General features: G+C 60.9%; 14 protein-coding genes and 1 pseudogene. 9 read left to right on the top strand and 6 right to left on the bottom strand.

The features are described from left to right. Positions 1–2,020 precede the first annotated feature (2,020 nt). From A3AI_RS48155 to A3AI_RS48915, 3 genes are all read left to right on the top strand, one after another. Positions 2,021–2,218 carry a hypothetical protein gene (locus A3AI_RS48155; protein ID WP_156928033.1) on the top strand — a complete coding sequence of 66 codons (198 nt, stop codon included), beginning with the start codon at positions 2,021–2,023 and terminating at the stop codon, positions 2,216–2,218. 871 nt (positions 2,219–3,089) lie between these two features. Continuing rightward, complete coding sequence (locus A3AI_RS0132230) at positions 3,090–3,281, top strand: hypothetical protein (RefSeq protein WP_024519521.1); 192 nt, start codon at positions 3,090–3,092, stop codon at positions 3,279–3,281. Positions 3,282–3,564: 283 nt separating this feature from the next. Continuing rightward, the gene (locus A3AI_RS48915) at positions 3,565–3,723 is read left to right on the top strand and encodes a hypothetical protein (protein ID WP_198030257.1); all 159 of its coding nucleotides are present in this window, start codon (positions 3,565–3,567) and stop codon (positions 3,721–3,723) included. Between the two features lie 118 nt (positions 3,724–3,841). Here A3AI_RS48915 and A3AI_RS0132220 read toward each other — a convergent pair whose 3' ends face one another. Next, on the bottom strand, positions 3,842–4,267 hold the full coding sequence (locus A3AI_RS0132220; RefSeq protein WP_024519520.1) for a carboxymuconolactone decarboxylase family protein: 426 nt from the start codon (positions 4,265–4,267) through the stop codon (positions 3,842–3,844). Between the two features lie 560 nt (positions 4,268–4,827). After that, complete coding sequence (locus A3AI_RS0132210) at positions 4,828–5,082, bottom strand: hypothetical protein (RefSeq protein WP_024519519.1); 255 nt, start codon at positions 5,080–5,082, stop codon at positions 4,828–4,830. Between the two features lie 764 nt (positions 5,083–5,846). Between A3AI_RS0132210 and A3AI_RS0132205 the strand changes: the two genes are divergently transcribed. Beyond that, a complete protein-coding gene (locus A3AI_RS0132205) occupies positions 5,847–7,079 on the top strand; it encodes a Zn-dependent hydrolase (RefSeq protein ID WP_024519518.1) in 1,233 nt (410 codons plus the stop codon). Positions 7,080–7,102: 23 nt separating this feature from the next. Here A3AI_RS0132205 and A3AI_RS0132200 read toward each other — a convergent pair whose 3' ends face one another. Next, the gene (locus A3AI_RS0132200) at positions 7,103–7,390 is read right to left on the bottom strand and encodes a hypothetical protein (protein ID WP_024519517.1); all 288 of its coding nucleotides are present in this window, start codon (positions 7,388–7,390) and stop codon (positions 7,103–7,105) included. 230 nt (positions 7,391–7,620) lie between these two features. Between A3AI_RS0132200 and A3AI_RS0132195 the strand changes: the two genes are divergently transcribed. Beyond that, a complete protein-coding gene (locus tag A3AI_RS0132195; RefSeq protein WP_024519516.1) occupies positions 7,621–7,908 on the top strand; it encodes a hypothetical protein in 288 nt (95 codons plus the stop codon). A 140-nt stretch (positions 7,909–8,048) separates the two neighbouring features. Here A3AI_RS0132195 and A3AI_RS0132190 read toward each other — a convergent pair whose 3' ends face one another. Both A3AI_RS0132190 and A3AI_RS0132185 read right to left on the bottom strand, forming a co-directional pair. Continuing rightward, positions 8,049–8,909 carry a sulfite exporter TauE/SafE family protein gene (locus A3AI_RS0132190; RefSeq protein ID WP_036050267.1) on the bottom strand — a complete coding sequence of 287 codons (861 nt, stop codon included), beginning with the start codon at positions 8,907–8,909 and terminating at the stop codon, positions 8,049–8,051. Between the two features lie 364 nt (positions 8,910–9,273). Next, positions 9,274–9,597, bottom strand: coding sequence for a hypothetical protein (locus A3AI_RS0132185; RefSeq protein WP_024519514.1), 324 nt, complete (start codon positions 9,595–9,597; stop codon positions 9,274–9,276). 141 nt (positions 9,598–9,738) lie between these two features. Between A3AI_RS0132185 and A3AI_RS0132180 the strand changes: the two genes are divergently transcribed. The 4 genes and pseudogenes from A3AI_RS0132180 to A3AI_RS48150 all read left to right on the top strand — a co-directional run. Next, positions 9,739–10,746 (top strand): PrsW family glutamic-type intramembrane protease, encoded by a 1,008-nt coding sequence (locus A3AI_RS0132180; RefSeq protein WP_024519513.1) that lies wholly within the window; start codon positions 9,739–9,741, stop codon positions 10,744–10,746. 129 nt (positions 10,747–10,875) lie between these two features. Beyond that, positions 10,876–11,460, top strand: coding sequence for an HdeD family acid-resistance protein (locus A3AI_RS0132175; protein WP_024519512.1), 585 nt, complete (start codon positions 10,876–10,878; stop codon positions 11,458–11,460). Positions 11,461–11,690: 230 nt separating this feature from the next. After that, positions 11,691–12,776: a 3-deoxy-7-phosphoheptulonate synthase gene (locus A3AI_RS0132170; RefSeq protein ID WP_024519511.1), complete on the top strand. Its 1,086-nt coding sequence runs from the start codon at positions 11,691–11,693 to the stop codon at positions 12,774–12,776. A 73-nt stretch (positions 12,777–12,849) separates the two neighbouring features. Further along, a pseudogene (locus A3AI_RS48150) lies at positions 12,850–12,993 on the top strand (NADPH:quinone reductase); the annotation flags it as partial. 51 nt (positions 12,994–13,044) lie between these two features. Here the strand turns inward: A3AI_RS48150 and A3AI_RS0132160 are convergent. After that, positions 13,045–13,302, bottom strand: coding sequence for a hypothetical protein (locus A3AI_RS0132160; RefSeq protein WP_024519510.1), 258 nt, complete (start codon positions 13,300–13,302; stop codon positions 13,045–13,047). Positions 13,303–13,317: the final 15 nt, after the last annotated feature.

Here is a 13,317-nt window from a genome sequence, read left to right as displayed (position 1 = left end):
GACAAGGTGACAACCGGGACCCGTCGCTTTCCGCATTTGGGGCAGTGCGTTATCTGTTCCATGGGATCCCTCCCGAGTTTTCCATAACTCGGAACTGATATTTTTGTTCCATTCCAGCGCCTTCGGCGACGGGCGAAGCCGCCTCCTTGTTCACCCTGATCCAGATTCCACGGCTGGTGCCGTCCGCAAAGCGAACTAGGACAGTGATGCTGGTCGGCTTTTCCCACTCATCGAGCTGGGTTTGCGCCTCTTAGGGCTTTCAGACCATCCGTCCCTGTGCTCGGCGGAGAGAGGCGGCCCTGCGGCGGCGGGGCTGTTTCCGTTTCACTCGCTTCAATGATTTCACAACGGCGGCCGAACTGCTCCCGTTACCGCTTCTTGGTATGATCGGCACCCTACGGGAATTAACTCGCGTTTGAGATTTCTGCGGCGCATACTTGTTGCAAGAGAGCGTTGTGCTCCCGCCTATTCCAAGGGAGGCATCATGCGCGAACCTCAATCCCTGTCGTCCGCCATTCCGCCGGCTGCATTTGAACGCCCCGCATGTCCGACGTGCAAAGCGCGGATGATGCTGGTCAGTATCGAGCCAGAGCGCCCAGGCGTGGACCTGCATACGTTTCAATGCGCCGTTTGTGGTCGCGTGCTTGCTAGCTTGGCCGCATACGAAGATCCGTTGCATTCCAAAGCCCTTGGCCGCTGGCTTCAGGGCGATTTGCACCCGCCGAGGTGATGCTGCGGCCGAAAAAGAAGCCCTCCGCATGGGACCGGCGGGCTTCCTGATGTGAGCCGCCTCAGCCGTCTGGCATGTGCGGCTAACCTTTGGCGATTGCGCTTCCCGTGCCAGCGCCGGCGCTTCATGGTTGGTGCTCGACGACCCGCGTCCAAAATTTGCGCGAGGCTGAAGCGCTGGTAGCTTCCGGGATCGTCACCTCGGCGACAGCGGCTTCCCTCCGCGCCCTCCTGGCCTGCGATCGAGCAGACAGGTCACAGCGCCGCTCAAGTTGGCGGGAATTTGCTTCAGCTTAAGGTGTTCTTCTCCGATTGGACAAATAGAGGCAGGCCGGATGAGCAACGAGGCGCCTTCTGCGCCAAGATTTCTCGTGCGCCAGGGCTGTAAGGGCTGGATGGTTTACGATCGGGAACGCAAGGGCCCGGCACTGGTCGGGACCAATCCGGCAGCTAGTCTGACAAAGGAGGAAGCCGAACATATCCAGCGGGCGCTGACAGCAAACTCGGAGCGGGAGCAGAACCGCTCGTAGCCCGCGGTTGCGAGTTGCACGGCCCCGCCATGCGTAGCGGGGCCGCCCGCCCATCGGACTCAGGAGGCTGGGGGCCTTACAATCCGAGGGCATAGCGTATTTATGCTTCTTCTCAAGCCTCGCAATGAGGCACTGATTACCTATGTCGGGGACATGCCCGACAAGCTGACAGAACTGCCCGTTAGCGCGCCGCCTTGTCGACGACATGCGCACCTATTTTGCTGAGCGTCGGTGTTTCATTGCCGACCGGCACCAATGCCAGCCCCAACGTAGAAGCCTGTCCATGAACCGGTAGTAGGTGACGCCTGTTTCGCCGCCGATGAAACCGGCAGATCGGCGGAATGTTCGGCCGCATAAGCCTCTGCCGACGAGAGTGGCAATGATGACAGTGCCGACCGGGACCGAGTGCTTGAGATCTGCTTATTCTTTTTGGCGTGCCCTTGGGTAGGTGACGGCCGGTTCTGCACCTTTGGTGTGCTATCGGATTCGGTCGATGGCGGCGCTTCACCAGCAGAAACGCTACTGCACGCCAGGAGGAGGATTAGTGCCGGCCCAACGACGAGATGACGCACGATGGCAATCCTCCACTGGGGCCCGCACTAACCGAAGATTTGGATCGAACGGAGGCAAACTTTGGAACAGTAAAGGTCGCTGGTTCGCGTGCCGCTGCCCAGGGATCGCAGATGTCATCGGATTGGGGTTAACAGACAAGCAACGCTGTTGGTGTAACATACAGTCAACTCGCTGCCAGGACGCTCGAAATGACCGAGTACGTCATCAGGGAAGTTGCGCTTCACCAGTGGCTCGTGTTTGCCGACCGGAAATGCATTGCTTGTTGCGCCGACGAAAATGGGGCCGAGAAAGCAATGATCGAACATAGTCAGCGCGGCCGACAATTACTTGATTCAACGGCTATCACGTTAGGTCAAAGCCCACCGGCTCGAACCGGCGGACTGTAGTGCGGTTCTTCTATGCTCTCTCCGGTATGTACGACTGACCGGCGCCGGTTGCGCTTCATGGTTCGATGGCGCCTTTGTATGCGGCACGATGGTGGCGCGGCGACGAGCCGGCTCAATACGAACTTGTGCTAGCCCGTCGGCTTCGGCGGCGGCAACCGCAGTGACCGTCGTTCCTTAGATGTCCCGCGCCTCCGCCATCTCAAACCGCCGGGTTTCGTGCAAGGGGTAGTGTCAGTCAGTGCCGTCGGCGCTGTGGCTGCTTTGACGAGCGATTGCCGCAGTTCCCGGAACTCGGCCAGCGCGGCCGCCGGATGTCCTTGAGACCCACCCCGTGCTCGATGGAAAAAATCCACCTCTGGACCGGTGCTTGTAAGTTGCGCGAATCGGCGCGCTTGTCTCGTATGGATCGAGCAACCGGAGCGCATGGTATGCATTATGTCGGAGGTGCTTTAGCGATAGCAGCCGGCCTGTTCTCTTCTGCGGGGCTGCTTCAACTCGGGAGTTCCGGCGCTGAGCCGTATCAATACGGGGCTACGCTGTGCGACAAGCCGCTCTATCTTCTCGTCGCGGCGGGCTTGGCCGCTGCATGGGGCGCTTACGTGAGCGTGCGATAGCCGCCGAGATTCATCGCCTCGAGCGAAAGCCGTCCATGGCATGGGCCACAAGAATGCCAATGCTGAGAACGATGAGAGCGCCTGCTATAGCCGAAAGCATGGTTAGTTCCCTGGCCCAGTTCACGTTAAATGGCGGGCGAGGTGCACAGTCAAAGTGATTCACGAGCAGACGAAGGGGTTTACTCTCGGCTGATGGGTTTGGGCCACACCAGGCTTGGCACCGCCTGGTCGAGATCGCCTTCGGAGGAAGAATTGAAATGAGCGCCAGTTTGGTCGAAGCCACGCGCGAACTTTGTGACGATTTGGACTCCTTCATAGAAATCGCCAAACAAGGCCGTGCGCCGATGCGGGCCGTCTGTTTGATTGAGCGAGCCCGCGCGGATTTACAGGCTTACCTGGACGAAATTGATCAGGCTGAGGTGCGCCGCGCCTGGTCGGGGTTAGGCTGAGGGCGAAGAAGTGAAAGAGCCAGCTTTAAAGCCGATCCAGCTGGAAAGGTACATCCAATCGATGAGCGGCCGGCGCCGGACAGGTCGGGGCGCCCATGCACTTCGCGCGAGAGATTTGCCGAGGCTGATTACCGGGAGCCGGTGGCAACTCACTCCAAGTTCAATGCAGCCGAAGCGCTTTTGTGGGATCCTTCCCCCAAGGTCGCGAGCAACACCGCGACCGATAGAGGTGGCGGAGTCGTCACCGTAGTTGCCCTCGGCCACTGCCTGCGCTGGATGGCCAATGGAAAAAATGCTCGCCTATTTGATCTCAGTGGGAATTATCGGCTTTGGCATTTGGATCTTTATTGCCGGCCTGGACTCCAGCGCGCCCGCCTTATGGACTTGCGTGGCCTTGATTCCCGCAGCGATTGGGCTGCTGAGCGCTTTCGGCGAGTGTTAGGCACTCATCGCCAGGGTGGCGCACAAGGTGGTAAGGCGGGCGAGCCGAAAGCCGCTCCGCGCGCGAAGACGACCGAGCGCGACGAGGACGTGATCCGCGCAGGATCAGAGCAAACCCGTTAAAAGTCCTGCGGGCCGCTCTTTGGCGGATCCACGAGGAACGCGTCGTCGACGGCGACGCCCAGGGCCGTGACGAGCCGGTTCGTCTCCGCGGCCATGCCGACGATGGCGATCAGCTCAGCATATTCCTGATCGGTCATGCCCTTCGCACGAGCGCTGGCGGTGTGGGAATGAATGCAGTAGCTGCAGCCATGAGCAATCGAAACTGCGACGTAGAGCATTTCCTTGACCTTCGGCTCAAGCGCGCCCGGCGCCATGACCTGTTTGAGACTGTCCCAGGTCCGGCCAAGTGTCTTCGGGTCATGCGCGAGCGCGCGCCAGAAGTTGTTGACGAAATCGGATTGCCGCGTCCTGCGAATGTCATCGAAGATGACACGCGCCTCGGGTGACAGTTCATCGTCGGCAAGCAGCTTCACGGTCGCCATGGCATGTCTCATTGGTTTGGATCGACGCGCCTCGTCATAGCACGGCTTGCTTGGTTCGCTGCACCAACATGCCGCAGCAATTGCTCAATCAAAATTGAGCGAATGGGCGATTGATCCGTTCGATATTGATCGCGGGCCTGCCGATATCCGGTTGTGTCTGATCATGCGCAGAAGAGGATCTTGCCGCGGGTCTCGTGAATGGTTTGACGACTGAGCGTCGCGTCAGGTCCATGTAAGCTTGCCAAGGCATCATCACCGCACGCTGTTCGCAGTAGCGTAGCTTCTGCCAAGCTGAGAGCGAACCCGCTCTTTGCCCCAACGAGCGGGTTATCTCTTACTACTTGCTTACTTGCTTACTTGCTTACTTGCTTACTTGCTTACTTGCTTGCTTGCCTGCGGACACGCACCCCTTGCCGCCGCACCGCTTGCACGGCGCGGGGTATATCCGCCGGCCCGGCTGCGATGGCTGCTTGATACGCGGAAAGCCCGTGCCGTTGCAGGCCTCGCATTTCATCTCATCGGTGGCATCTTTGCGCATTGTGCCGCTCGATCAAAAGAGGTCAGTTGAAAATGGATGCCTGCATGTCGTTGCCCGGTGCGGACGCAGTGGCTTCATCCAGCCGCTCCAATCCGGCTTCGATCTGCGCAAGCTCCTCTTCCATCTGAGCGATGGATCGGCTGACGTCGAAGCAACCGCCCAATTGTGCTCTCAAGAGCGCCAACAAGTTCTCACGGTGCGCCTTCAGGCCTACGATCGCTCCGCGATCATTCAAGCGAACATACCCATCGACAATTAGCTCCAGCGCGACTGACATGCAAAAAACCTCGCAAGACAACACAAACCCCACTAAAATACCCTTCGCGTTTTTCGCGGAGGCGGTTCAAAAACTTGACGCCGAACTTCAATAGCAATGAGGCTGCACCAGTCTGGGCAACCGCGCAAGGCCACGCTCGCGCTGGTACTTACGTATTGATTGCTTCCGCGCAGCACGACGAGAACCAAGGCGGCTCACCGTCATACAGATACTGATCTGCTGCAATTGCGCCGCAAAATAGAAATCGCTGTCCACCCGGCCTTTCCCAATGTGTCGGGCAACATCGAACAGTCAAACCGGGTTCCGCGCCGACATTGCTCGTCATTGATGATCGGCGATCGAACGAATACTGGCAGTGCCAGATCTCACGAAGGGTTTGGATTGTCGGGATCAAGAGCGGGAATTGCGACTGACCAATTAACGCTTCCGCCCGAACTTGAGATTACACAACGCTTTGAACCAGTCAGGACCGGTGGGCCGCCGGCACCAAGCAATTGCCGGCGGCCCTGTCGAACCACTTCCAATTGCCCTGCCATCAACAGGAGCTATGGCCGACACATGCCAAGTAGCCCATGAGGTTGGCTGTTCCCCTCCACTCCGGATTCGCAATGCAGCCAAACGCGACGGCATCACCGGCCGCCCGCTCCAGGCGCGGAATCAGCATCGCAGAACGATGCTGCACGCTGCTTACAAATAAGGCTCGCCATCCGCCGTCCAGGCTGACAGAAGGCGATGTTACCGACAGCACCGGAGACCATGGCTTCATGCCCGACACCCCTTCGTCCGCCGCTGGCACCGGCGTCCTCGCCGATCTCAATGCGCTGCGCGCAATCGGCGCTTACAGGAGCGGTGTGCATAAGCCCACCTTCTCCGCGCCGCATCTAGAGTCGCTGCAATGGCTGCTTGCCAAGCTGCCCGAGGCGGGGCTGACGGGAGCGATCGACGGCATCGGCAATGTGCTGACGACAAGCACGAAGACGGGCCCGAAGCTGCTCGCGGGCTCGCATCTGGAGAGCCAGAATTATGCCGGCTGGCTCGACGGGCCGCTTGGCGTCATCTATGCGCTCGAAGCCGCGCGCGTGCTCAACAACGATCCTGATGTCACAGGCGCAGTCGAGGTCGCTGCCTGGTGCGACGAGGAAGGCCATTTCGGCCACTTCCTTGGCAGCCGCTCCTATGTCGGCGGCGTCACCGAAGCCGACATCGACGCGGCCAGCGATCGCAGCAGCGGCCGCGCCATGCGCGAGGCATTGAGCGCAGCGGGCCTTGCCGGGATTCCGCGGCAAGCGGCCGAGCGCGGCCGGCACGTCGGCTATCTTGAGGCCCATATCGAGCAGGGCCGGACCCTGGAAAGCGAAGGCCTCAAGATCGGCATCGTCACCTCGATCGTCGGTATCTTTCAATACCGCATCACCTTCACCGGCGAGCAGAATCACGCCGGCACCACGCGGATGACGGACCGCAGGGACGCGGGGCTCGCGCTGGCAAAATTCTGTGTCGCAATCGATGAGCGCTTCCCGCATATCTGCGGGCCGCGCACGGTATGGACCACCGGCCGCATCACACTCGACCCCGGCGCGCCCAGCATCATTCCTGGTACCGCGGACATGCTGTTTCAGGTACGCGACGCCGACGTCGCCGTGGTGGCGCGGCTGGAAGCTGAGCTTCAGACCATGGCGGAAGAGGTCAACGCGCAGGCGCGCTGCCGCGTTACGGTGGAATGCATTCGCCGCGGCACGCCCGCAATGATGGAGAGCAAATTCCAGCAGGCGATCGAAGCGGCCAGCTCAAATTTTGCCGGCGGCAAATCGCTGCGGATGCCGAGCGGTGCGGGTCACGATGCCCAGGTGCTGGCCACGATCATGCCGGCGGGTATGCTGTTCGTGCCCTCGATCGGCGGCATCAGCCACCACTGGACAGAGAACACTGCGGACGAGGACATCGTCACCGGCGCGCAGGTCTTTGTCGACGCCTGCCGGCGGCTGCTCACGCAGTAGCGTACGCGGACATTGCCGAGGACTCAGCAGCCCCGGCAGATGGAAGAATGCACGATCCTGGCGACCTGTTTGTCCTCACGATCGACAGCGGGACTGCCGGTGCCGAGCGGCGGGCCTTTCATACGCCCGTTGCCTCGTCCCGACGAGGATAGCGCAGTGCCGAGCGAATTGGTGCCGGGCGCAGCCGCGCTGCTGCCGAAGGCGCCGCCGCCTGAGCTGCTCGAATGGTGCATTCCCATGCCGGCGCCAGAAGCGGCACCAAGGGAAAGCCACACGCAAAGCGCAGCGAGCGAAATGGAGAGCTTTGTCATTTCATGATCTCTCCCGGCCATGATTTTACAACGACCAGCTCACGCAACGACCAGCTCGGCCGCGCGGTTCCCGCCGGTCACGCAGCGTTGTATGCGACAGGATGGCCGGTCAAGCCCCACCCGCGCGCACCCTGCTTCGCTCCCAATTTCGACGCTTGGCGTGGCGGCTGCTTTTGTTTTAGACACAAACCACCTTTACGCTGATTTGGTCTGGATCGAGGGAGCCCCCAATGCGCATTATTCTTGCTGCGATGATCTCGCTGTTGGCCACCACGGCCTTCGCCCAGGACAACCATGTTCAGCGGTATGGCGAAGCCGACAAGGAGAAGTCACAAACCGAGATCCAGGCCGAAAAGGACGCCCAGCGCGCCTATCAGAAATCCCTCGGCAATATCCCCGACAAGGGCCCGAGCGATCCCTGGGGCGCCGTGCGTTCGGATACCCCGAAGACGGTGACATCGACACCGGCCGCCAAGACCGCGAAATCAAAGACCAAGACCGGCGCCGCCGCCAACTAAAGCATGATCCGGAAAAGTGTGTAGCGGTTTTCCGAAAAGATCATGCTCAATCAAAGACCTGAAGCGCGATGACGATTCAACCAGATCTCAGCGCTTTAGGTCTTGCGGTCGGCGCGCAGCCTTTGGTTGCAGCCATTGGTTTATGACGGCTTGGCGCTCGCCTTGTGTGCCGTAAAGAACGTGTAGAGCAGGCAAAGATCGATCAGCATCGTGGCTGCCATCACGCCATAGGCCCACGGGCTCTTCATCAGGTTCAACTCGATCAGCACCCGCGACAGGCCGAAGCCGACGACCCAGGCGTCGAAACTCATGCAGATGCGGCGGAAACTCTCCGCGTCCAGCCGCCGGATGACAAAAGACCCCAGCGGGATGCCAAGCACGACGCTCGGAATCAAGACATAAAGCAGGCTGGCGCTTTCCGAGATGAACAGGCCGAGCTTGTAATAAACGATCGCAGTCACAGTCGATTCGGCCACGCGAACCAGGGCGAGGCCGGCGCGAAACTCGTTTTTGACCAGGCCCTGATTGTTGAACAGCATCGCCAAAGGCGGGCCCGATATGGTCGTCACCGAATAGAGGACGCCCAGCATCGAGCCGAACGGGAGGCCGATGAGCCAGCTAGCCTTGATCGGGCGCCGCCAACCCGCGGCTTGCAGCAGGATCAGGGGCAGAATGACCGTGTAGGTAGCGAACTTAACCCAACCCGGCTGCAGTGAGGCCAGTGCATAGCCGCCGATCGCAATGCCCGGCAAAAGCCCGAGCAGGATAGGAAATACCCGTTTCCAGACCGACGGCACGCCCTTCAGGTTGATAGAGAGGACGTAGAAATTGACGAAGACCTCAACCAGGACGATGGCCGGATTGAGAATGCGATTGGTGTAGACGACCAGGGCAAGCGGCACGGTGAGCGAGGAGAAGCCGTAGCCGATAGCTCCATTCACAAAGGCCGCAAAAAAGGCCGTCAGGGCCAAAAAAATCACGGCGGCGTCAAGGGCAGGCATTTCCTTAACTTTCCAATCCTGGCCGGCGCCAGATCACGGCGTCAAGGGTAACAGGCAGCGCCAAGGGCGCGGCGGAGGTGCTCCCAGCTATCAAGCCGGCATCCCATGGTCCAAGGCGGCAAACACCAACGCGCTCACCGGCCCATGATGATACGCCGGATCGGCGCCCGGGACCGGTTCCATCCGGCTATGTGCCGTGCTGAATAAAACCATCCCCAATGCCTCGCTGTTCCCAACCCCGCTCACGTCTTGCTGAGATCACGCCCGATATGTCATCCGTTACAACAACTTGAGAACATAAAATTCAGATTGGCTCTGCAATCCGCCTCGAGCGCAAGCTTTCGCGAGAGGCTCAAGTTGAATGCTAAGACTTCACATGCGGCGTCGTAAATACACTTATGAGCAGCACCGGTGAAGTCGTGAATTCCAGCTTCAAATAATCCAGAAAAGCCGTTGATTTGACTTGCAAATAATAATTGTCGGTCGAATTCCTGGCCTTGCCGCGCGAAGGTCGCCGGAAAGCAGCCGATGACGAGATTTCTTGTTGGCGTGATCGCGTTTGCACGCTCGCATCGGCAGCCCTTGCCAAAGCCGAGGATTGCAAGGCAATCGCGGATCGCGCCTCACGTTTCATCTGGTAACGCGACCGTGCGCAGATGCAAAACAGCTGCCGCGGCTGCTCGCGCATAAGCGAAAGCTCCGGTCTTTCGAACAATCTATTCTCAATAAAAAAGCGGAGTCTGCGCGTTGCGAACGGCTATTGTGACGATAGAAGGTCGCAATCACACTCCTTGGCGAACCCAGCACAAGAGCCCATCTGCCATCGGACATGAACCTGCTCACCTCACTCCCCACCGTCATCGGAGCCGCCGCGGTAGGGCCGGCGCTTCTGATCCTGTGGCTTGTCATCGCCGCAGGAGAGCGACCCGGCTCGCCTGTCAGGGTATGGGGTGCCTTTCTACTCGGCGCCGCCAGCATCTCGTTCCTCGGCGTGGTGCGCGCCCCCTTCGCCAATCTGTTCGTCGCCCCCGACAACATCTGGGTGGCGCAGGCCGTGCATTCGCTGTTCGGCGTCGCCTTGCCGGAGGAAGCCGTCAAAATTCTCGTGATCATCGCCGTGTCGTCGCGGCGGCGGACGTTCGACGATCCGATGGACACGGTGGTGTATGGCGCGGCGGCGGGGCTCGGGTTTGCCGCCTATGAAAACCTCGCCTATCTCGTGCAGCACGCCGATATGTGGCGCTCGCTGGCGGCCTTGCGCAGCGTGCTCACCGTGCCCTTCCATGGCGCGCTCGGCATCATCGCCGGCGCCTATCTCGCCATCGCGCGCTCCGGCACCGCGCTCGGCGCCCACCGGCACCATCGCGATTGGGCGCGCATCTCGAGCCTGGCGCTTGTGCTGATCGGCCCCGTCGCTTTGCATGCGGGCTTCGATTTCCCGCTTCTGATGCTGCAGAAATATGCCGGTCTTGATCCAACACTACGGCTTTGGCTCGGTGCGGCCAGCGTCCTGATCGGGTTTTCCTCGATCGGCTTTGCCGCGCGCCTGGTGCGGCGGGTCGCCCGTCATCACGCCCCTCGCACCGAGCTTGCACGTGAACGCCTGAGCCAGTTGCGGCGGATGTGGGCACTGCTGGTGCTTGGCGGTGGCGCCGGGTTTATCGGCCTGGTCTTCGTTTTGACCTCGATCCATCACTGGCTGCACAACCCCGATCGCAATGTGGCGATCCTCTTGATCCCCGTCGGCTTTACGGCGCTCCTGCTCGGCACCGCGCTATTGGTCGTCACAACTGCGATCTATCTATTCAGCCGCAACCGGCTGCGGACGACGGGATAGGCTCGCCCGCGGGGCTCGGGTAGACTGGGAAAACGAAAGCCTAAGAACGTCAGGTGCGATGCGGCCGTGTCGAGTTTCCTTGTCGAGTTTCTTTGTCGAGTTTCCTTGGCCGGTTTTGGGAGACATCAGATGACCCTTCCCCAGGATCCCAGCAACGAGATCAAGAAGTTGCAATCGCGCATGCAGGCCGCGGTGCGCGAGCACTGGAAGGCTTTCCTGTTCGAAGGCATCCTGCTCGTGATCCTCGGGCTTGCCGCCATGATCGTGCCTCCGCTCGCAAGTCTTGCGGTTACGATCTTCGTCGGCTGGATGTTCCTGATCAGCGGCATCGCAGGCTTGGTGTTGACCTTCTGGGCGCGGGCGATGCCGGGCTTCTGGTGGTCGTTGATATCGGCCGTCCTCGCAGTGGTTGCCGGCGCCATCCTGCTCGCCAAGCCGGCGCAGGGTGTCTTGACCCTCACCTTCGTCGTCGGTGCCTATTTCGTCGCCGAAGGTGTCGCCACGATCATGTATGCGCTGGAGCATCGGCGCGAATTGTCGGAGCGCTGGCTGTGGCTCATGATCGCCGGCATCTTCGACATCCTGATTTCATTCATGATCATCGCCGGCCTGCCCGGATCGGCCGAATGGGCGATCGGCCTTCTGGTCGGCATCAACCTGGTATTCGGCGGTGCCTCCCTGATCGGCATGGCGCTGGCGGCCCGGCAGGGTTGACGCCGCCGCGAATTTTAAGGGGTGACAAGAGGAAACGGCTGCGCTATGAGGCGGCCATGATCAACTTCGCCACCAGCTATTTTTGGTACTTTAGCTACGACAGCTCGCTGGCGGTGGGAGGATCGCGCTCAATCTGACGAATTGCAGCCAAAAGTCCAAACAGCCGCCAGACCTGGCGGCTTTTTTATTGGCCGGCAGGTCCCAAAGCAAATGCCTTAGAGGAGCCCGCCGTGCTGAGTACAACCGACGATCTTCGGATCAGGGAAATCAAGGAACTGACCACCCCGGAAGAGGTGATGGGGGAAATTCCGCGTACCCTTACCGCAACCCGCGTGGTGATGGCCGCGCGCAACGCTATCCACGCCATCCTGAACGGCACCGACGACCGCCTGCTGGTCATTGTCGGCCCCTGCTCGATCCACGATCCGGCCGCCGCGATTGACTACGCCGAGCGGCTCACCACCTTGCGCGAGCGTCTTGCCGACCGCCTCGAAATCGTCATGCGCGTCTATTTCGAAAAACCGCGGACCACTATCGGCTGGAAGGGGCTGATCAACGATCCCGACCTCGACGGCAGCTTCAACATCAACAAGGGCCTGCGCCTGGCGCGCTCCGTGCTGTCGGCAGTGAACAATCTCGGCCTGCCCGCGGGCGCCGAATTCCTCGATATGACCACGCCGCAATACATTGCAGATCTCGTGTCATGGGCGGCGATCGGCGCGCGCACCACCGAGAGCCAGATCCACCGCGAGCTCGCCTCCGGCCTCTCCTGCCCGGTCGGTTTCAAGAACGGCACCGATGGCAGTGTGCGCATCGCAGCCGATGCGGTGAAGGCGGCCTCGCATCCTCACCATTTCCTGGCGGTGACGAAAGGCGGCCGCTCGGCGATTGCGACAACCACTGGCAATATCGACTGCCACGTCATCCTGCGCGGGGGCCGCGTACCGAACTACGACGCAGCCTGCGTCGAGGCGGCCGCGATCGAGCTTCATCAGGCCGGCGTCGCGCCGCGCCTGATGATCGATGCCAGCCACGCCAACAGCAACAAGAAGCCCGAGAACCAGCCACAGGTGCTGGCCAACGTCGCCGGCCAGGTTGCGGACGGTGAGCACCGCATCATGGGCGTCATGATCGAGAGCAACCTCGTCGCTGGCCGTCAGGACGTGCGGCCGGGTACACCGCTAACCTACGGACAGAGCATCACGGACGGCTGCATCGATTGGGAGACGACCGTGCCGGCGCTGGAGCAGCTGGCCAACGCCGTCGTGGCGCGCCGTCGTCCTGCGCGCGCAGTCACCCGCGAACACTCGGCGTAAGTGAGGCGCTCGCGCGGGCCGCGCTTTGCGGGCTCACGTCATGAGCTTCGGGAGCGCGGCCGCCAGCGCATCAATCGAGAGCGCAAAAGCGTCCATCCTTGACGGATTAAACTCCGGTGCACTGCGGCCCGTGATCGCCAGAAGCTTCCCGTTCGAGGAAATCGTGGAGGTTCCGGAGTCCAACCAGCAGTTCGGGAAGATCGTCGTTACGCTCTGACCGACGGCGGGACGACCGACCCGAAACGCGAGTCGGGCGCGCAGGATCGGATCAGCAGCCGCGGCAGATGCTCTTGATCTTCTTGTCGAGCGCCGCGTCTTCCTTGTTCTGGGCGCTGTTCGGATCAGACAAGTTCTTCTCATCCGGCACGTCGCCCGGCCGTGGCTGACGATGGCCGATCGGTGCCTCTGGTATACCGCCATTGATGGTCTGGCCCGTCGACGACGAGCCCTTGTTCATACTCTGGGCCATCGCCTCGGCTCCGCCGAAGAGAACCAGGAGCGCGAGTAGGCCAGTCGTCCTGTTCATGTTGCTCCTCTTCAT

The organism is Bradyrhizobium sp. Tv2a-2 (genome assembly GCF_000472425.1).
GTDB lineage: Bacteria > Pseudomonadota > Alphaproteobacteria > Rhizobiales > Xanthobacteraceae > Bradyrhizobium.
Note: the sequence above shows the minus strand (reverse complement) of the source record. Positions and strands in the feature narration are given on the sequence as shown.